The sequence below is a fragment of the Flavobacterium sp. P21 genome (genome assembly GCF_050632225.1).
Lineage (GTDB): Bacteria > Bacteroidota > Bacteroidia > Flavobacteriales > Flavobacteriaceae > Flavobacterium.
This window is the reverse complement of sequence record NZ_CP192585.1, coordinates 1277010-1299460: the sequence shown is the minus strand read 5'-3', so window position 1 is coordinate 1299460 and position 22451 is coordinate 1277010. Positions and strand designations below refer to the sequence as shown.

The window sequence follows — 22451 nt, the reverse complement described above, 5'->3', positions numbered from 1 at the left end:
CAATTGGTTTATGTTAGTTGTGTTACAAGCTTTTTAATGCTTTTTTTATGATGGTTTCTGCCGTAGCTTCTGGGTCTTCTTTTACAATCCTTTCCACTACTTTTTCAGATGCTTTACGAACAAATCCTAAAACTTCCAAAGCAGATAACGCTTCATCTCTATTTGTATTGTTTTGAATTACTGAAACTTCATCCAAATCGTACAACTTTAACACTTTTTCTTTTAAATCAAGTATAACTCTCTGGGCAGTTTTGTCGCCAATTCCTTTAATTGACTGTATAACTGCTACATCTCCAGATGCAATAGCATTTATAATTTGTTTAGGTTCTATTGAAGACAACATCGTCCTTGCAATATTAGCGCCTATACCAGAAACCGACAACAACATTCTGAATATTTCGCGCTCTGACTTTTCTACAAAGCCAAATAAAGTATGCGCATCTTCTTTGATTTGAAGATGCGTATACAATTTTATAAAATCAGCATTAGGAATTAGCGAAAAAGTATGTAAAGAGATATTTACATGGTATCCCACTCCACCACAATCAATTACGACTTCTGTGGGATTCTTTTCAACCAGTTTCCCTTGCAAATGTGCTATCATAAAAATAATTTATAGTACCAAATATACACAAAAAGTAAGACAATAATATCTTATTCTTGTAAGTCTATTGGGCTAATTTATTTTTTTAATTTCTTTTTCTTGAGCATCTATCACAGCAATTGCCGCCATATTTACCATTTCTTCAACACTTGCTCCTAATTGGAAAATATGCACTGGCTTGCCAAGTCCCATCATAATTGGACCAATTGAACCGGCTTTATTTAACTCTTTCAACAACTTATAAGTAATGTTTGCCGACTCTAAATTAGGGAAAACCAAAGTATTAACTTTTTTGCCTGCCAATTTAGAGAAAGGGAATTTTTCTTTAAGCATTTCAGAATTTAACGCGAAATCTGCTTGAATCTCTCCATCTACAATTAATTCAGGATGATTTTTATGCAGATAAGCAACCGCCTCTCTAACTTTTGACGCATTTTGATGTGTTGATGATCCAAAGTTTGAATATGAAACCATTGCAATAACAGGCTCAATACCAAACATTTTTGCTGTTTTTGCCGTCATCAATGCAATATTAATTAAATCTTGAGCAGACGGATTAATATTGATCGCAGTGTCTGACAAGAACATTGGTCCACGTGCTGTAAGCATCATATTTGCGGTTGCAACAAGTGAAGCGCCTGGAGCTTTTTCAATCAATTGAAGCATTGGTTTTACCACACTTGGATAACTTCTTGAATATCCTGTAACCACAGCGTCTGCTTCGCCTTCATTTACCATCATGGCGGCGAAATAATTTCTTTCGCGCATAAATTTTTGAGCGTCAAGCAATGAAACACCTCTACGCTCTCTTGATTCCCAGTATGAATTTGCAAAACGATTACGTCTTGCTTCTTCTTCGTTTGTTTTAGGATCAATGATTTCTAAATCTGCATCAAAACCTAATTCTGATTTTAATTCCAAAATAGTTTCTCTGCTTCCTAATAAAACTGGAATACCAATTCCGTCTTCATAAACAATTTGTGCTCGCTTTTAATACATTTAATTGATCTGCCTCAGCAAAAACTACTCTTTTAGGATCTAATTTCGCTCGGTTTGTAATCAAACGCACCATTTTATTATCGTTACCCATACGCTCACGAAGTTTATCTTCATAAGCGACCCAGTCTGTAATAGGATTTTTTGCAACTCCAGATTCCATTGCCGCTTTTGCAACTGCAGGAGCCACAACTGTGATCAATCTTGGATCAAATGGTTTAGGAATAATATATTCTTGTCCAAAACCAAGTTTTGTTGCTCCATAAGCTACGTTAACTTGTTCTGGAACTGGTTCTTTTGCCAAAATAGCTAAAGCTTTTACCGCGACCATTTTCATAGCTTCGTTAATTTTTCTAGCTCTTACATCAAGTGCACCTCTAAAAATATATGGGAATCCAAGCACGTTGTTAACCTGATTAGGAAAATCAGAACGGCCTGTAGCCATAATAACATCTTTACGAGTTTCTACAGCTAAATTATAATCGATTTCCGGATTTGGATTTGCCATTGCAAATACAATCGGGTTATCTTTCATTGTCAATAACATTTCTGGCGACAAAATACCTCCTGAAGATAATCCGATGAAAACGTCAGCGCCTTTTACAGCTTCTGCCAATTCAATCTTTGGGCCATCAATCGCGTATTTTAATTGTAATTCTGAAAGCGAAGGATTGTCTTTTGTCAAAAGTCCTTTACTGTTATACATTAAGATGTTTTCTACTTTTACACCTAATGAAACATATAAATCTGTACAAGCAATTGCCGCAGATCCTGCACCTGAAACTACCATTTTTACATCTTCAGCTTTTTTGCCTGCCAATTCAAGTGCATTAATCAAGGCCGCAGAAGAAATGATCGCTGTTCCGTGCTGGTCATCGTGCATTACCGGAATATCTAATTCTTCAATAAGTCTTCTTTCGATTTCGAAAGATTCTGGCGCTTTAATATCCTCAAGATTAATTCCTCCAAAAGTTGGAGCAATATTTTTTACTGTCTGAATAAACTCTTCAACATTTTTTGTATCAACTTCGATATCAAAAACGTCAATGTCAGAGAATATTTTAAATAACAAACCTTTCCCCTCCATTACAGGTTTTCCTGCCTCAGGCCCAATATCCCCAAGTCCTAAAACAGCTGTACCGTTTGAAATTACGGCAACTAAATTTCCTTTTGCTGTATATTTATAAACGTTTTCAACGTCTGCCGCAATCTCTAAACATGGCTCTGCAACACCTGGCGAATATGCCAATGACAAGTCTCTCTGGGTTGCGTATTTTTTTGTTGGAACTACCTGAATTTTTCCTGGAGTCGGCTCTGCGTGATACAGCGGCGCTTCTCTTCTTTTACTCTCTTTGTTCATTATTTTTAGCTTTTATTCTAGCTTACAAAGATATAAGTCTTAGTTTAAAATGGGGCGTTTTTAGTGCTTTCTTTTGTTAAAATAACAATTTGAGCTATCAAAAAAAATAGTCCTTCAAAATCAGGACTATTTATAAAAGTATATTTTTGGATTTTCTTTTATTGCGAAATATAAGAATTCAAGTGATTTATGGTATCTTTTTGAATCTCGATTATTGCTTTTACAACATCGCTGATTGAAATAATTCCCACTACAGTTCCATCTTCTAAAACTGGCAAATGTCTGAATCTTTTTGTGCTCATAAGCTCCATGCAATCTTCAATATTATTTGAAAGATTTACTGTGATAACATTGCTTTCCATAATTTCATGAACAAAAGTCTCTTTTGACGATTTGTCCTTCAAAACAATTTTTCGAGCATAATCCCTTTCAGATAATATTCCTTTTAGGTCAGTTCCATCAATTACAAGAATTGCCCCTATGTTTTTTTCTCCCATTACTTTCAATGCTTCATAAACTGTTGTAGATGAAAGTACGGAATAAACATTTCTTCCTTTTGCGTTTAATATTTGATTTACAGTCATATCTGAAAAAATTTAGATTTATAAAGTTATAAAAAATTTGACACAATTTGTTGTCCATCTAAACTTTTTAAAAACATAACACATTCATTTTAAACAAAATACATCGATTTTTTATTTTTCAAAATTATCCCGCAAAGAATGAAATTAATAAAGCGTTTTTTTTGTGAAAAATAAGTTTTTTTAACGCTTTTTCATCTCCATAAAAAAAGAGCTTTTTTCATAATATTGAGAAAAGCTCTTTTTGTTTTTATATTATAGACCAACAATTATAAACTCACTTCGTCTGTTTTGTTGATGTTCTTTTTCGGTGCACTTTACTCCGTCAGCACATTTGTTTACTAATTTAGTTTCACCATATCCTTTTGCTGTCAATCTGCTTTCATCAATTCCTTTGCTTATCAGCCAATCTTTTGTTGATTGTGCTCTTTTATCTGATAAAATTTGATTGCTTTCAGATGATGAACGGCTGTCTGTATGCGAACGAATATCTAATTTTACATTTGGATATTGATTCAAAACATCCACCACTTTTAGTAAATCTGGTTCAGATGTTTTTTTGATCGTCGCTTTTCCTAAATCAAAAAAGTTCATTGGAATATGAAGAAGTTTAGCCAAATCTGTACCAATTTTTATTGGGCCAATTTTTACTGGCTTTACCGCCGTTTTTTTGATTTCAATGGTTTTAGCGACTAAAGGCTTGAATATTTTTTGCATCGAAAAATCCAAGGTTGTTTTGCCATTTTCTTTTTTGAGCAATGCTGAAACATCTTTCATTCCATAATCACTTTTTGAAGCTCTTATCGAATATTTTTTGCCACATTTTATCTTTGGAAAAATGTAATTCCCTTTTTCATCTGTAGTTATTGTTGCAAGCGGATTTAAATTTTCGTCGAATAATGCCAAAGTTACATTTGCTAAAACTTCATTTGATTCAGAATCAGTAATGGTTCCCATTAAATCTTGTTCGCAAACCAATCTTTTGATTTCAGTGAAACGATAAATATCATCTAAACCGTGTCCTCCATCTCTATTAGAAGAAAAATATCCGTTTCTGTTTTTACCGTCAAGCGTAAATCCGAAATCGTCTTGTTTGCTGTTTACGGGCTCTCCAACATTTTGCACATCATCTTCGATCGTGTTGTCTGCATTTATTTTGGTAACAAAAATATCAAGTCCGCCAAGCCCCGGACGTCCATCAGAAGCAAAATAAAGTTCATTTTCAGCCGAAACAAATGGGAAAGTTTCTCTTCCTTCGGTATTAATTATCGGACCTAAATTTTGAGGTTGACCAAAAGTTCCGTCAGGATTTATTGCAACTTTAAACAAATCAGATTGTCCTAAAGTTCCTGGCATATCTGAGGCAAAATACAATGTTTTTTCATCAATGCTCAAAGCTGGATGTGCGGTGCTGTACTGATCGCTATTGAATGAAAGTTCTTTTTCATTTGTCCATTGGCCATCAATAAAATCAGCTTTATATAGTTTTAAAAGTGTTACTTGCTTATCATTTTGCCCTCTTTTTCCGTCTGTGAAATTATTTCTGGTAAAATACATTGTTCGGCCATCTTTTGTGAAAATTGGCGTTGACTCATTAAATTTTGCCTTTTGATTTTTACGAAGCAACTTTGGATTGCCAACACTTCCGTCTGCCATTAAATCCGAGACATATAATTTAGAGAATGATTTGTTTGTCCATTTAAAACTTGTTTTCGTAATTCCACCCGTATCTCGGGCTGAAGTAAAAACAATTTTTTTGTCATAAATTATACTTCCATAATCCGAATAAGGCGAATTTATTCCGGCATCGGCAATTTCATACCGTCCAGAATTAAACTTAATTTCGTCTAAATAATTTTTCTCATTTCTGATTAAAGAAGCTCTTTTTTCTGAACCTGCTTTTAGATTGAATTTTTCTAAAACTTCATTCGCCTTTTGATAATCTCCAGATGCTTTTAAACATTGTGCATATCGGTATAAATATTCAGGTTCTTGTTCTTCATTCATTCGGAACAATTCATCATAACACTGCAACGCCGACTGCAATTCACTTAAAAAATAATAGGAATTAGCCAGTCTTTGCACTATTTTTTCATCTTTTGTTCCTTTTTCTATAAGGCTTTCATATGCTTTTATGGCATCTGCGTAAGCATAATCATCATACTTTTTATCTGCGGAGCTTATGTTGGTCATTTGTGCATTTGCATTGAAGAAAAAGCAAACAAATAAAACAGAAAAGCTTAAAATTTTAATTCTCATGATTGTATCGAATTAGAAGAATCTTGGAGAGATCATTTTTTTATAACTGTTGAAAAACTCGTAACGAAGGAAAATTTCATGAGATCCCGAGTTGTATTTTCTTAAATTGGTTGTTTCGTGATCATATCCGTAACCAATATACATTCCTTTTGATACCTGAAAGCCTGCCATTGCACTTACTGAAGCACTCCAGCGGTAAGCAAGACCCACAGTAAATTTATCATAAAACATGAAATTCCCCGAGACATCTACCTGCAATGGTGCTCCTTGAACCATTTTTGTTAATAGCGCGGGCTTGAATCTTATGTATTCTAATTTGTCAAGATTAAATACATAACCTGCAATAAAATAATAATTGATTTTGTCTTTAAAAATAGCAGTAGTATTATCGTCATAACGATTTGTTTCGATAAAATTAGGTATAGAAAATCCTAAATAAGCTCGATCAGAATGCCAATAAACTCCGGCACCAACATTTGGCGAAAATTTATTTTGCAAATCTTGAAATTGCTCCTCTCCTTGGTTTTCGAAACTCAATTTGCTTACATCAAGATTAAAAAGATTCGCAGTTGCTTTTACTCCGAATGAAAGTTTAAATGATTCAGAGGTTGGGATACTATAAGACAAATCTGCAGATAAAGTGTTTTCAACTGTTGGTCCGATTTTATCATTGACCAAAGAAACACCTAATCCTAATTTACTGTTAGTGCTTAAAGGAGTGTTTAATGAAAAGGTACTTGTTTCTGGCGCGCCATCAAGTCCGATCCATTGTGTACGATACAATCCAAACAAACTTAAAACGCCTCTAGAACCTGCATAAGCAGGATTCACCGAAATTGTATTATACATATATTGCGTATACTGCGCATCTTGCTGAGCGGAACACACAACCGAAAAAAACATGAAAATTAAAATTAATTTTTTCATTTAGTAAGCTTTAAAAAACGGCTCAGCTAAAAGTCAAGCCGTTTATTATTTTTTATTTATTTAAATACAAGTAACCTGACTGCTCGTGCTGATTTGAATCATTATCTTTATATTTCAACGTATAGAAATAAGTTCCTCCTGGTAATCCATCTGATTCTTTTATCGTAACTCGTCCTCCTGAAAACCCAACAAAAACTCGATCTTCATTGTTGTAATGATCAATATCAAATACCAAGACACCCCAGCGATTGTAAATTTCAACCGTATTGTCAGGATAACATTCTATTCCTTGAATATAGAATCTTGCATTTTTCAAATCTCCATTTGGAGAAAAAGCATTCAGCACTTTTACCTTACAGCCATCTAAATCCAATACTGTAGGATTATCTCCTGTATTGCTCATATCATCAGATTTATCTTCGACTTCAACTCCTCTTGCACTTTTTCCAAGAGCAGTTGCTTGATTGCTTACTTTGCCTGCAATAATATCACTCTGAGTAATTTTATATTTGGCCGTAAAATTATTGTCGTTTGATTCACCTACTTCCAAGTTAATTGCCTGTCCAGAAACAACAACACCTGGCAGTGGATCTGTAATTGCAATTCCTTTTAATGGAACGTTACCTGTGTTGGTTACTTTAAATTTATAGCTGATGGTTTCGCCTGCATTTGCAAATCCATTTGCATTTTCGTCATTAAATACTGCTGTTTTGATAATCGCAATATTTGGAACTTCAACAAAAACATTCAATGTTGATGAACTGCAATTTGATGAATTTGCTTTTTCACATACTTGGTAAACTAAAGCATAAGTTCCTGCAGGTGTATTTGGTTTGACATTTACCGTTCCGTCTGCATTAAATTCAAAATATGGGCTTTTTGGCGTATTAGAAATCACCACATTTGCTGGATCAATCGGCAAGCCATTCCATAAGTCATTATCTAAAATGTTTACAAACTCAAGCTGTCCGTTAACTCCATCTACACTTACTTGCAGGTCATCTTTCGTAACAATCTGTGGTGCTGGTGCTGGATCTTCTGAATTCACCACCGTTACATTCACAACTGCTTGACTGCAATTTGATAAGTTTGAAGCTTCACAAATTTGATATGTCAATTGATATGTCCCTGACGCTGTTCCTGTTTTAACATCGACAGAACCATCTGCATTTAAAATCAAATTCGGATTTGCAATTACGGTAGTTAAAACAACTGCTGTTTGATTTACCGCAATTCCATTCAAACGGTCATTGCTAAATATATTCAATGCAGTACTAATACCTTTTTTAGCATCGATTGGTCCTGCGCTGTCATTGTTCGCTTTGATTATAAATGTTGGTCTTGCGTTACACTGTGGTGTTGCAGGCGGATAACTCACTACAACATTTACAGTTGGGTTTAATGAAAACTCCATTGTTACGCCAGTTCTGGTTTTTTCAAATCCATCTGCACCTTCTATCCATCGTCCATTTGTTAATAACCATCCTGGCCAATCGACTCCAATTCCGTTACTGTCTACGATTGCTCCTGGCCACAAAATGTTTCCACTTAAAGGCAAATTAGTTTGAGTAGCCACCACATTGTTGTCACTGTCAATCCATTTTACAGTCAATAAATTATTTGTAGTAAAATTATCTGGTGTTACATTGTATGACACGTATGGCACATCATTAGAGCAATAGCTGTTTGTAGTTACTGTCATTGTTGGAAGAACAACTGAAACTTTAACATTAGCCGTTGCGCAATTTGTTGTATTTAATTCACATACTTGATAAGTAAGTTCATAAGTTCCTGCTGGTGCATTTTCTTTTAACACTATTGTTCCGTCTGGATTTAATGTTAAATATCCAGTTGGATCTGCAACTGTTACTGAAAGATTTACATCAGACGCCGCGATTGATAATCCATTTTTAGTATCATTTCCTAAAACATTTACAACTGTCACTGGATGGTTGACTCCTGCAATTGGGCCAGCTAAATCATCTTTCAATACCAATAAATCTCCCGTCACTAAAACATAACTTTTCACTGTATCACAGTTGAGTGCATGATCATTATCACAGATCGTGTATTCCACTTCGTAGCTTCCTGAGGCTGTGCCTGGAGCTACCGTAATGGTCTTGTCTGCATTCAAGGTTAATCCTGATGGAAGCACGCTCACTAAAGTGAAGCTCACTTCTCCTGCGCCAGTTCCTACCGTCACTGGGCTTCCGTTCAGCGTATCGTTTGCTGTAAGGGATGCTGTCGTACCTCCTGCATTGCTGTTGATGGCTGTAGTTGTTTCAGTCACCGCATCGATTACTGGTATTACTATCGGAGCGTTTACAGTCAAGCTGACTGTCGCTGTCGAGCAGTTTGATGTATTGGTCTTGTCGCAGATTGAATACGTCAGCGTGTAAGTTCCTGCTGGAGCATTCGCGCCAAGCGTCACTGTTCCTGTTGCTGGATCAAGCGTCAGATGTCCTGAACGATCCGCAACGGTTGTCGTTATTTTTACTTCAGATGCCGTCAATGGCTGTCCGTTTCTGGTGTCGTTGTCTGTAACTGTAATAATTGTCTGAGCTGTGGTTGACTGTGCAACCGAAGCAGGATTGTCTGCATTGGCTACCAAAACATCGCCTACAACCTGAACGTAGCTCTTCACTGTATCGCAGTTCAGTGCATGATCATTGTCACAGATCGTGTATTCCACTTCGTAGCTTCCTGAGGCTGTGCCTGGAGCTACTGTAATGGTCTTGTCGGCATTCAGGGTTAATCCTGATGGAAGCGTGCTCACTAAAGTGAAGCTCACTTCTCCTGCGCCAGTTCCTACCGTCACTGGGCTTCCGTTCAGCGTATCGTTTGCCGTTAGGGATACTGTTGTGCCTCCATTGTTCCTGTTGATCGCTGTAGTTGTTTCAGTCACCGCATCGATTACTGGTATTACTATCGGAGCGTTTACCGTCAGACTGACTGTCGCTGTCGAGCAGTTTGATGTATTGGTCTTGTCGCAGATTGAATACGTCAGCGTGTAAGTTCCTGCTGGAGCATTCGCGCCAAGAGCCACTGTTCCAGTCGTCGGATCTAAAACTAAATATCCTGAAGGATCCGCAACGGTCGTCGTTATTTTTACTTCGGATGCCGTCAATGGCTGTCCATTTCTGGTGTCGTTGTCCGTAACTGTGATGATCGTCTGTGGCTGGTTCGATGCCGTTACTGCTGATGGCGAATCTGCATTGGCAACCAGTACATCTCCCACAACCTGAACGTAGCTCTTCACTGTATCGCAGTTCAGTGCATGATCATTGTCGCAGATTGTGTATTCCACTTCGTAGCTTCCTGAAGCTGTGCCCGGTGCTACTGTGATTGTCTTGTCGGCATTTAATGTCAATCCTGATGGAAGCGTACTGATAAGCGTGAAGTTCACTTCTCCTGTTCCTGTTCCTATCGTCACCAGGCTTCCGTTCAGCGTATCGTTTGCTGTAAGGGATGCTGTTGTGCCTCCATTGTTGCTGTTGATGGCTGTTGTTGTTTCGGTCACCGCGTCGATCACAGGAATCACAACCGGAGCGTTTACCGTCAGGCTAACTGTTGCTGTCGAGCGACTCGATGCATTGGTCTTGTCGCAGATCGAATACGTCAGCGTGTAAGTTCCTGCCGGAGCATTCGCGCCAAGCGTCACTGTTCCAGTCGTTGGATCTAAAACCAAATATCCTGAAGGATCCGCAACGGTCGTCGTTATTTTTACTTCAGATGCCGTCAACGGCTGTCCGTTTCTAGTGTCGTTGTCTGTAACTGTAATAATTGTCTGAGCTGTCGTTGACTGTGCAACCGAAGCAGGATTGTCTGCATTGGCTACCAAAACATCGCCCACAACTTGGATATAGCTCTTCACTGTATCGCAGTTCAGTGCATGATCATTGTCGCAGATCGTGTATTCCACTTCGTAGCTTCCTGAGGCTGTGCCCGGTGCTACTGTGATTGTCTTGTCGGCATTTAATGTCAATCCTGAAGGAAGAGTGCTTACAAGGGTGAAGCTTACTTCTCCTGCGCCTGTTCCTATCGTCAGCGGGCTTCCGTTCAGCGTATCGTTTGCCGTAAGGGATGCTGTCGTGCCTCCATTGTTGCTGTTGATGGCTGTTGTTGTTTCAGTCACCGCGTCGATTACTGGTATTACTATCGGAGCGTTTACCGTCAGGCTGACTGTCGCTGTCGAGCAGTTTGATGTATTGGTCTTGTCGCAGATAGAATACGTCAGCGTGTAAGTTCCTGCTGGAGCATTCGCGCCAAGCGTCACTGTTCCTGTTGCTCGATCAAGCGTCAGATGTCCTGAAGGATCCGCAACGGTTGTCGTTATTTTCACTTCAGATGCCGTCAGAGGCTGTCCGTTTCTGGTGTCGTTGTCCGTAACTGTGATGATCGTCTGTGGCTGGTTTGATGCCGTTACTGCTGATGGCGAATCTTCATTGGCAACCAGTACATCTCCCACAACCTGAACATAGCTCTTCACTGTATCGCAGTTCAGTGCATGATCATTGTCGCAGATTGTGTATTCTACTTCGTAGCTTCCTGAGGCTGTGCCCGGAGCTACCGTAATGGTTTTGTCGGCATTCAGGGTTAATCCTGATGGAAGCGTGCTCACTAAAGTGAAGCTCACTTCTCCTGCGCCAGTTCCTACCGTCACCGGGCTTCCGTTCAGCGTATCGTTTGCTGTAAGGGATGCTGTCGTACCTCCTGCATTGCTGTTGATGGCTGTTGTTGTTTCGGTCACCGCGTCGATTATTGGTCTTTCAATTACTATCTCTACTGTTGCAGAATCACAAATACTAGCATTTGCAGTCATACAAATTGTATAAGTAATTAAATGTGTTCCCGCACTTGTATTAGGTGCGACCGTAATTGTTCCATCAGAATTAAATACTATTCCTGTTGGAAGCGAACCTGTTGATACACTAATATCTGTTGGTAAAAATGAAGATCCATTTATTTTGTCATTAACAAAAACAGTTGAAATAGTTCCTCCTACAGCTCCATTTATTGTAGATGGAGTATCATTCTCAGCACAAATATAATCTAAGATTTTAACGTCTGAAGAAGCCACTGATTCGCAACCTAAATTATCTGTTACCTTATAATTATGAGTGTTACCTGCCATTAAACCAGTAATTGTAATTGTCGCAGTATTTCCTGTTATATTCCCTGGATTAATAGTCCAATTTCCTGTTGGCAAACCGCTTAATTCAACACTAGCCGTCGCTGATGAACAAGTTGGTTGTGTAATTAAGCCAACTATTGGACTTGCAACAGTAGTCACCGTCAATTGAAGCTCCTGATCAGCCGTGCATCCATTATTCAGAATCGGATAAGTCCCGCTTATTGTATAATCTGTCGAGTTCGCCGACCATGTATAGGTGTCGCCAGAGCATATAGTTGCTGTGGTTATTATTTTTGCAGGCTTAGGAGTGACAGTCAGGTTCAGCACCTGGTCTGCAGTACACCCGTTGTTTGAGATTCTTGTTCCGCTTTGGGTCGTGCTGTAGACCGTATTGTTGGCAGTCCAAGTATAAGTTTCTCCCGAACAGATTGTTGCATTCGTTACCACATCTGCAGGCTTAGGAGTGACAGTCAGGTTCAGCACCTGGTCTGCAGTACACCCGTTGTTGCTGATTCTCGTTCCGCTTTGGGTCGTGCTGTAAGCCGTATTGTTTGCTGTCCATGTATAAGTTTCTCCTGAACAGATTGTTGCATTCGTTACCACATCCGCAGGCTTAGGAGTAACAGTCAGGTTCAGCACCTGGTCTGCAGTACAGCCGTTGTTGCTGATTCTAGTTCCGATTTGCGTTGTGCTGTAGACCGTATTGTTGGCTGTCCATGTATAAGTCTCTCCTGAACAGATTGTTGCATTCGTTACAACATCTGCAGGCTTAGGAGTGACAGTCAGGTTCAGCACCTGGTCTGCAGTACACCCGTTGTTGCTGATTCTCGTTCCGCTTTGGGTCGTGCTGTAAGCCGTATTGTTTGCTGTCCATGTATAAGTCTCTCCTGAACAGATTGTTGCATTCGTTACAACATCTGCAGGTTTTGGAGTGACAGTCAGGTTCAGCACCTGGTCTGCAGTACACCCGTTGTTTGAGATTCTTGTCCCGTTTTGTGTTGTGCTGTAGACCGTATTGTTGGCAGTCCAAGTATAAGTTTCTCCCGAACAGATTGTTGCATTCGTTACAACATCTGCAGGTTTTGGAGTAACAGTCAGGTTCAGCACCTGGTCTGCAGTACAGCCGTTGTTTGAGATTCTCGTTCCGTTTTGTGTTGTGCTGTAAACTGTATTGTTCACTGTCCATGTATAAGTCTCTCCTGAACAGATTGTTGCATTCGTTACAACATCTGCAGGCTTAGGAGTGACAGTCAGGTTCAGCACCTGGTCTGCAGTACACCCGTTGTTGCTGATTCTCGTTCCGCTTTGGGTCGTGCTGTAAGCCGTATTGTTTGCTGTCCATGTATAAGTCTCTCCCGAACAGATTGTTGCATTCGTTACCACATCCGCAGGCTTAGGAGTAACAGTCAGGTTCAGCACCTGGTCTGCAGTACAGCCGTTGTTGCTGATTCTAGTTCCGATTTGCGTTGTGCTGTAGACCGTATTGTTCACTGTCCATGTATAAGTCTCTCCTGAACAGATTGTTGCATTCGTTACAACATCTGCAGGCTTAGGAGTGACAGTCAGGTTCAGCACCTGGTCTGCAGTACAGCCGTTGTTTGAGATTCTCGTTCCGTTTTGTGTTGTGCTGTAAACTGTATTGTTCACTGTCCATGTATAAGTTTCTCCTGAACAGATTGTTGCATTCGTTACCACATCTGCAGGCTTAGGAGTGACAGTCAGGTTCAGCACCTGGTCTGCAGTACACCCGTTGTTGCTGATTCTCGTTCCGCTTTGGGTCGTGCTGTAAGCCGTATTGTTTGCTGTCCATGTATAAGTTTCTCCTGAACAGATTGTTGCATTCGTTACCACATCCGCAGGCTTAGGAGTAACAGTCAGGTTCAGCACCTGGTCTGCAGTACAGCCGTTGTTTGAGATTCTCGTTCCTGATTTGCGTTGTGCTGTAGACCGTATTGTTGGCTGTCCATGTATAAGTCTCTCCTGAACAGATTGTTGCATTCGTTACAACATCTGCAGGCTTAGGAGTGACAGTCAGGTTCAGCACCTGGTCTGCAGTACACCCGTTGTTGCTGATTCTCGTTCCGCTTTGGGTCGTGCTGTAAGCCGTATTGTTTGCTGTCCATGTATAAGTCTCTCCTGAACAGATTGTTGCATTCGTTACCACATCCGCAGGCTTAGGAGTAACAGTCAGGTTCAGCACCTGGTCTGCAGTACAGCCGTTGTTGCTGATTCTAGTTCCGATTTGCGTTGTGCTGTAGACCGTATTGTTCACTGTCCATGTATAAGTCTCTCCTGAACAGATTGTTGCATTCGTTACCACATCTGCAGGCTTAGGAGTGACAGTCAGGTTCAGCACCTGGTCTGCAGTACACCCGTTGTTGCTGATTCTCGTTCCGCTTTGGGTCGTGCTGTAAGCCGTATTGTTTGCTGTCCATGTATAAGTTTCTCCTGAACAGATTGTTGCATTCGTTACCACATCCGCAGGCTTAGGAGTGACAGTCAGGTTCAGCACCTGGTCTGCAGTACAGCCGTTGTTTGAGATTCTTGTCCCGTTTTGTGTTGTGCTGTAGACCGTATTGTTCACTGTCCATGTATAAGTTTCTCCCGAACAGATTGTTGCATTCGTTACCACATCCGCAGGCTTAGGAGTAACAGTCAGGTTCAGCACCTGGTCTGCAGTACAGCCGTTGTTGCTGATTCTAGTTCCGATTTGCGTTGTGCTGTAGACCGTATTGTTGGCTGTCCATGTATAAGTCTCTCCTGAACAGATCGCCGCATTCGTTACAACATCTGCAGGCTTAGGAGTGACAGTCAGGTTCAGCACCTGGTCTGCAGTACACCCGTTGTTGCTGATTCTCGTTCCGTTTTGTGTTGTGCTGTAGACCGTATTGTTGGCAGTCCAAGTATAAGTTTCTCCCGAACAGATTGTTGCATTCGTTACAACATCTGCAGGTTTTGGAGTGACAGTCAGGTTCAGCACCTGGTCTGCAGTACACCCGTTGTTTGAGATTCTTGTCCTGATTTGCGTTGTGCTGTAGACCGTATTGTTGGCTGTCCATGTATAAGTCTCTCCTGAACAGATTGTTGCATTCGTTACCACATCTGCAGGCTTAGGAGTGACAGTCAGGTTCAGCACCTGGTCTGCAGTACACCCGTTGTTTGAGATTCTTGTTCCGTTTTGTGTTGTGCTGTAGACCGTATTGTTCACTGTCCATGTATAAGTTTCTCCCGAACAGATTGTTGCATTCGTTACAACATCTGCAGGCTTAGGAGTGACAGTCAGGTTCAGCACCTGGTCTGCAGTACAGCCGTTGTTGCTGATTCTCGTTCCGCTTTGGGTCGTGCTGTAAGCCGTATTGTTTGCTGTCCATGTATAAGTTTCTCCTGAACAGATTGTTGCATTCGTTACCACATCCGCAGGCTTAGGAGTAACAGTCAGGTTCAGCACCTGGTCTGCAGTACAGCCGTTGTTGCTGATTCTAGTTCCGATTTGCGTTGTGCTGTAGACCGTATTGTTGGCTGTCCATGTATAAGTCTCTCCTGAACAGATTGTTGCATTCGTTACAACATCTGCAGGCTTAGGAGTGACAGTCAGGTTCAGCACCTGGTCTGCAGTACAGCCGTTGTTGCTGATTCTCGTTCCGCTTTGGGTCGTGCTGTAGACCGTATTGTTGGCAGTCCAAGTATAAGTTTCTCCCGAACAGATTGTTGCATTCGTTACAACATCTGCAGGTTTTGGAGTGACAGTCAGGTTCAGCACCTGGTCTGCAGTACACCCGTTGTTTGAGATTCTTGTTCCGTTTTGTGTTGTGCTGTAGACCGTATTGTTGGCAGTCCAAGTATAAGTTTCTCCCGAACAGATTGTTGCATTCGTTACAACATCTGCAGGTTTTGGAGTAACAGTCAGGTTCAGCACCTGGTCTGCAGTACAGCCGTTGTTTGAGATTCTCGTTCCGTTTTGTGTTGTGCTGTAAACTGTATTGTTCACTGTCCATGTATAAGTCTCTCCTGAACAGATTGTTGCATTCGTTACAACATCTGCAGGCTTAGGAGTGACAGTCAGGTTCAGCACCTGGTCTGCAGTACACCCGTTGTTGCTGATTCTCGTTCCGTTTTGTGTTGTGCTGTAGACCGTATTGTTGGCAGTCCAAGTATAAGTTTCTCCCGAACAGATTGTTGCATTCGTTACAACATCTGCAGGTTTTGGAGTGACAGTCAGGTTCAGCACCTGGTCTGCAGTACACCCGTTGTTTGAGATTCTTGTTCCTGATTTGCGTTGTGCTGTAGACCGTATTGTTGGCTGTCCATGTATAAGTCTCTCCTGAACAGATTGTTGCATTCGTTACCACATCTGCAGGCTTAGGAGTGACAGTCAGGTTCAGCACCTGGTCTGCAGTACACCCGTTGTTTGAGATTCTTGTTCCGTTTTGTGTTGTGCTGTAGACCGTATTGTTCACTGTCCATGTATAAGTTTCTCCCGAACAGATTGTTGCATTCGTTACAACATCTGCAGGCTTAGGAGTGACAGTCAGGTTCAGCACCTGGTCTGCAGTACAGCCGTTGTTGCTGATTCTCGTTCCGCTTTGGGTCGTGCTGTAAGCCGTATTGTTTGCTGTCCATGTATAAGTTTCTCCTGAACAGATTGTTGCATTCGTTACCACATCCGCAGGCTTAGGAGTAACAGTCAGGTTCAGCACCTGGTCTGCAGTACAGCCGTTGTTGCTGATTCTAGTTCCGATTTGCGTTGTGCTGTAGACCGTATTGTTGGCTGTCCATGTATAAGTCTCTCCTGAACAGATTGTTGCATTCGTTACAACATCTGCAGGCTTAGGAGTGACAGTCAGGTTCAGCACCTGGTCTGCAGTACAGCCGTTGTTGCTGATTCTAGTTCCGCTTTGGGTCGTGCTGTAGACCGTATTGTTGGCAGTCCAAGTATAAGTTTCTCCCGAACAGATTGTTGCATTCGTTACAACATCTGCAGGTTTTGGAGTGACAGTCAGGTTCAGCACCTGGTCTGCAGTACACCCGTTGTTTGAGATTCTTGTTCCGTTTTGTGTTGTGCTGTAGACCGTATTGTTGGCAGTCCAAGTATAAGTTTCTCCCGAACAGATTGTTGCATTCGTTACAACATCTGCAGGTTTTGGAGTAACAGTCAGGTTCAGCACCTGGTCTGCAGTACAGCCGTTGTTTGAGATTCTCGTTCCGTTTTGTGTTGTGCTGTAAACTGTATTGTTCACTGTCCATGTATAAGTCTCTCCTGAACAGATTGTTGCATTCGTTACAACATCTGCAGGCTTAGGAGTGACAGTCAGGTTCAGCACCTGGTCTGCAGTACACCCGTTGTTGCTGATTCTCGTTCCGCTTTGGGTCGTGCTGTAAGCCGTATTGTTTGCTGTCCATGTATAAGTCTCTCCCGAACAGATTGTTGCATTCGTTACCACATCCGCAGGCTTAGGAGTAACAGTCAGGTTCAGCACCTGGTCTGCAGTACAGCCGTTGTTGCTGATTCTGATTCCGCTTTGGGTCGTGCTGTAGACCGTATTGTTTGCTGTCCATGTATAAGTCTCTTCTGAACAGATTGTTGCATTCGTTACAACATCAGCCTGTTTTGGATTAACCGTCACATTTACAGCAGTTCTCGCGCTCTCGCATCCACTCGTTGTCTGACTTACATAATAAGTTCCTGTAGACAATGTTTCTGTTCCTGCATATGCGGTACTTGCTGAATTTGAACTGTACCATTTGATTCCTGCTCCTGAAGGTGCTAAATCACTAACTGTTTTTGCATCAATTGAACAGAATGCCTGGTCTGAAGCTGTCGGAGGCGAAGGAATGGTATTTACAGTTACATTCACTGCTGTTGAAGATGCGCTTAAACAGCCAGAAGCATTTGTTACCTGAACACTATAGCTTCCTGAATTTGAAACTGTAATTGATTGGGTAGTTGCCCCATTGGACCATAAATATCCTATTCCGCTGGTTGAAGTTAAAACAACATTTCCTCCTGTACAGAATGTTGTTGACCCTCCTCCGGCAGAAATGCTTGGCGTTGCTGGTGTTGGGTTTACTGTTACCGCAACTAAAATTCTAGAGCTTTCGCAATTATTAAGCGTTTGGCTTACATAATAATTCCCTGACGCCAAAGTTTCGGTTCCAGTATAAAGCGTGCCACCTGAACTAGCACTATACCATTTTAAATTTGTTCCCGAAGCAACTGTTAAATCGCTAACTTTTTTAGCATCTCCAGCGCAAAATGACTGAGAATTAGCAGTTGGAGCAAACTGTATTATATACTGTAACTGCTACTGCTGTTCTAGCACTTTCGCAACTATTCAAAGTCTGACTTACATAATAAGTTCCCGTAGTTAACGTCTCTGTGCCTATATAAAGGGTCCCACCTGTACTAGCACTATACCATTTTAAACCAGTTCCTGTTGCAACTAGATTACTGACTTTTTTAGCATCTGGCAAACAAAATGATTGAGACGAAGCGGTTGGTGTCGCTGTATTATTTACAATAACTGCTACAGTAGTTCTTGTACTCTCTCCACAGTTGTTAGTCTGGCTTACATAATAATTACCTGTTGATAAAGCTTCATTTCCATTATAAAGCGTTCCTCCTGTACTAGCACTATACCATTTTAAATTGCTACCTGTTGCACTTAAATTACTTACTGTTTTTGAATCTGTACCACAAAATGTTTGTGAAGATGCTGTTGGTGCTGATGGAATATCGTTTATTGTAACTGCCACTAAAGTTCTTGCACTTTCTGTACAAGAACCCGCTGTCTGGCTTACATAATAATTTCTGGTAACTAATGTTTCAGTTCCCAAATATTGTGTTCCTCCCGTACTAGCGCTATACCATTTCAAATTGTCTCCTGAAACAACTAAATCACTTATTTTTTTATTTTCAGCGAGCACAAAATGTCTGTGCTGAAGCAACTGGTGCTGAAGAAGAACTTATGTTTACCTGTACAGAAGTCCTATCACTTTCACAACCATTTGCGGCTGTTTGCCTTACATAATATGTTCCCGCAGTTAAAGTAGTATTTGGGTCATATTGCGTACCGGAGTTATTATACCATTTCAAATTACTTCCTGTTGCCACCAAATCACTTATTTTTTTGTTTTCAGAAGCACAAAATGACTGGGGAGAAGTTGCTGTTGGTGCAGAAGGTTTTAATTTGATAACCACAGAGTCAGAAACCTCACTTATACAACCTGAACTATTTACCCTCCTAACCGAATAAGTTCCATCAGTGGTAACAGTAATTTCTCTTGTCGTTTCTCCAGTAGACCATAAATAACTCCCTGAATTACCTGATGATCTCAAAATAACAGATGTAGATGAACAAGCCGTAGCTGAACCACTTGAAAAAGTAATTGATGGCTTGCTTGATGGCTGAACAATACTAACGGAAACTGATTTTATAACTGTGCATCCTTCTGCTGAAACTGCTTTAATATAATAAGTTCCTCCAGATGTTACCGCATTGGGATTGGTCAATACTGTTGTCGCCAATGCATTTGTCCAATATGAAAAAGTCAAATTATTAGAACTCCCAGCAGTTACAGTAGAAGCCGTTAAATCAGCTGAAGGTGCACAAGCTGTCACTGCATTGGTTACAAGAGTAACAGCAGGATTTGGATTCACTGCCGCACTAGCCGAATTATTTGCTGTATTTATGTCTATTGAAGCTGGCAATGAAGCTGTATTTGTATAATTGCCAGATGCATTTACAGTCGCCGTAACTTTTAATGTTACAGATGTTTGTGCATCTACATCACCAATACTCCAGATCCCTGTTGTAGAATTATAAACTCCAACAGAAGGCGTTGAACTTACATAAGTATAGCCCGAAGGGAGCAAATCATTTACGGAAACTCCCGAAACATTATTTCCTCCCAAGTTACTTACTTTAACTGTAAATTCAACATTCGATCCTATACATGGAGTTGCATTATCAACCGTTTTTGTAATTCCAAGGTCGGTACATAAAGTAACACTAACTGGTTTGGATTGTGTTTGAGCTCCACACGCTAAAGTAGAAGATACCGTGTAGTTACCCGTTTTAGTAGCCGTATAAGTAGATGAATTTGCTCCACTAATTGCTGTTCCGTTAAAATACCATTGGTAGGGAGCAAAATTTGCAGGAGTTGTAAGTTCTGCAGTATTGTTAGTACATCCACCCCCTGAAATATATGTTAAAGTTGGTTCATCTGGTTGCGCGACAAAATTCGAGAAAAATCCTGCCATAGAAAATCCTCCTGCCTGCCGCACGATCGAAACAGTGAGCTTGGCATCACTGGCAATAGAAAGAACTTCTGGACTTCCTATTTGTACACTATTAAAATTAATCAAATACCATCCTGTTGTACCTATTTGGTAACGAGGAGCAATACCAGATATGTTTGCAATATTAGTGCCATTGACAGTTACAATTTCTGTAGCGCTTCTTAAAAGAATATACCCAAAGTAATCTAGTGTTCCCTCCTGGTAATTTTTAAATTTTGCAGTTTCTATAAAATTAGACCCCCCACATTCAGAGACTGGTGCAATTGTTGAAATATCAACCTCGCAAGATTGTGCTGTGCCTGAATAAACTGCAACTCTTTTATCTGCAAACACACGTGATGATGTGAAACTTGTAACAGAATTACCATTATTAGGAACACCATTTTTAAAAGTATAAAACTTACCTGCTTGTGGTAAATTTACATTAACAGTAGACACTAATGCTCCTGTAGTTGAATATCCATTTATTGTTAAATTTGTATCATCTTTTGTAGCAACAACTGTAGTTTGCTCCGCTGTATCATTCCCCGTTCCTCTTACAAGAAAATATTCGGTTCCTAAAACTGCTTCGGGAGGTATTTGGTTGTATGCTCCATCTCCACATCCATCTGGCATATCTATTCCAGCGGCTGTGTTCATTACAGCAGGATTTGAAGTTTCTACGAGAGTTCCTATTGGCGCCTTAAACAAATAACTTTGTCCAGCATTTAACGTCGCTGTGATAGTATTATCTATTTTCACAGTCGTGTTGTTTGCCGTAGCCATAACACTGTAAATAGGACGTTGATCACCCAAACTTCCGAAATTCCCTAAAGAACCATCTCTATAATAACCTACTCTAAAACGAATACCTAAACCGGCATCACCAAAACTAGTTAATGTCGCATTTCCTTTAATGTTAGCATCGACATTTTCTCCTCTTATATAATCATCTGAGGCAACATTCCTTAAGTTCACAGCGGTAGGACCAGTACTTGTAATAATTAGACCTGCACCATTTAGAACAGTATTTAAAGCATTCATCGGAAGAGTAGATGCATTAAGTTTAAATCTATAAACTGCAGGAGCTCCTTTTGTAGCTTTCAAAGTAGCTTCAAAAGTACCGTCGCTTTTGGCTAAAGTTATAGTTACTTCGGTAAGCGAATTGGTAGAAATTACAATTTCGTTTGCCTTGCTAAAATACTGCCAAGGTGCTGGTGCTATATAATGTTTTGTATAGAACTGAGCCGAAGCACTAAAACTAATCAGTAATAAAAATGCAATAAAAAAGTATAGTCTAGAAAATCTAGACTGATTAAAAGTAGAGTTACGCATACGCAAGTGAGATTTGAAAGCAAATATTGTAAGCTGGAAACCCAACCAAGGTTTTCAGCTTATAGGACAGATACGAAAAAATATAGGGATTGGATCTTGAAAAAAAGACAATATCTTTCTTCAGATTTTTATTAAAATCAAAATGTGTTTGAACCGTTTTAGGTCCAAAACATAAAAATTGTCTCATAGGTTATTTGGTAGTTTTGGTGTCGCGAAAATATATAAACACCTAATAACTAGCTACATTAGTCGACAAACTACCTATAAAAACGTTGAATAACACCTTTTTTCGACTAAATTCAATTTTAAAAATCATTAAAATTATTTATTTCACAATAAAACAGAAGAATTTTCTTAAATTATTACAAATAACCTATATTTTTTTAAATATTTGAAACAAAAAAACAAAATACCTTACAAAATCAACCAATATTAAGTTGCGAAAAAGATTTTAACATTTGTTTGTTTTTTGACCTACAAATGATCTTGTTTTTTTACATTAAAATTTGGATTTTATAATAGCATATTATTTATTAAATTATTTTACTAAGTACGAAAAGCAATAAATTATTTTACATTTATCTCTTTTGTTCATTTTTCCCCATAAAAACAATAAAACTATGTCTATCAAATACTTATACACAGACGTCAAAGAAATTTTATAGCCTAAAAACTTGAAATTCATTTTAAAATTCTTTTTTATTCATTGACAGTCAAGATTACAATAAATATATTTTGGATGAGTAAAACGTATTTAAATTTACATTGGATAGTTGGCAGAAAATTAAATTTAAAAATTTGCCATAAAAACAAATCATGAAGTAATAGGTAATTGGTCGATAAATATTATCGACAAAATACATTCAGTGTATTTTATTTCTTACAGATCGGTAAAGACACACGTATCAAGTTAAAAATTAGCGTCTTACAAAAATGTGCCATGTTAAAGCGGAAATTCATACGTGAAAAAAAGTATA

8 protein-coding genes and 1 pseudogene are annotated in these 22451 nt (G+C 39.7%); all 9 read right to left on the bottom strand.

Going from position 1 to position 22451, the window contains the following annotated elements; all coding sequences use genetic code 11:
* Window positions 1–22 precede the first annotated feature (22 nt).
* The 9 genes and pseudogenes from ruvA to ACQ9BO_RS06190 all read right to left on the bottom strand — a co-directional run bounded on the left by ruvA (window position 23) and on the right by ACQ9BO_RS06190 (window position 21474).
* Window positions 23–604 carry a Holliday junction branch migration protein RuvA gene (gene ruvA, locus ACQ9BO_RS06230; RefSeq protein ID WP_431244021.1) on the bottom strand — a complete coding sequence of 194 codons (582 nt, stop codon included), beginning with the start codon at window positions 602–604 and terminating at the stop codon, window positions 23–25.
* 72 nt (window positions 605–676) lie between these two features.
* Window positions 677–2960 (bottom strand): annotated as a pseudogene (locus ACQ9BO_RS06225) (NADP-dependent malic enzyme).
* A gap of 158 nt (window positions 2961–3118) precedes the next feature.
* Window positions 3119–3544 carry a CBS domain-containing protein gene (locus tag ACQ9BO_RS06220; RefSeq protein WP_132989273.1) on the bottom strand — a complete coding sequence of 142 codons (426 nt, stop codon included), beginning with the start codon at window positions 3542–3544 and terminating at the stop codon, window positions 3119–3121.
* Window positions 3545–3796: 252 nt separating this feature from the next.
* Complete coding sequence (locus tag ACQ9BO_RS06215) at window positions 3797–5800, bottom strand: OmpA family protein (protein WP_431244020.1); 2004 nt, start codon at window positions 5798–5800, stop codon at window positions 3797–3799.
* Between the two features lie 12 nt (window positions 5801–5812).
* Window positions 5813–6727 (bottom strand): PorP/SprF family type IX secretion system membrane protein, encoded by a 915-nt coding sequence (locus ACQ9BO_RS06210; RefSeq protein ID WP_431244019.1) that lies wholly within the window; start codon window positions 6725–6727, stop codon window positions 5813–5815.
* Window positions 6728–6779: 52 nt separating this feature from the next.
* Window positions 6780–13859: a gliding motility-associated C-terminal domain-containing protein gene (locus ACQ9BO_RS06205; RefSeq protein ID WP_431244018.1), complete on the bottom strand. Its 7080-nt coding sequence runs from the start codon at window positions 13857–13859 to the stop codon at window positions 6780–6782.
* 2048 nt (window positions 13860–15907) lie between these two features.
* Window positions 15908–18148 (bottom strand): hypothetical protein, encoded by a 2241-nt coding sequence (locus tag ACQ9BO_RS06200; RefSeq protein WP_431245078.1) that lies wholly within the window; start codon window positions 18146–18148, stop codon window positions 15908–15910.
* The gene (locus tag ACQ9BO_RS06195; RefSeq protein ID WP_431244017.1) at window positions 18126–18785 is read right to left on the bottom strand and encodes a hypothetical protein; all 660 of its coding nucleotides are present in this window, start codon (window positions 18783–18785) and stop codon (window positions 18126–18128) included. The genes ACQ9BO_RS06200 and ACQ9BO_RS06195 overlap by 23 nt, the downstream gene beginning before the upstream one ends.
* A complete protein-coding gene (locus ACQ9BO_RS06190; RefSeq protein WP_431244016.1) occupies window positions 18775–21474 on the bottom strand; it encodes a hypothetical protein in 2700 nt (899 codons plus the stop codon). Before ACQ9BO_RS06190 ends, ACQ9BO_RS06195 begins: the two co-directional genes overlap by 11 nt.
* Between the last annotated feature and the right edge of the window lie 977 nt (window positions 21475–22451).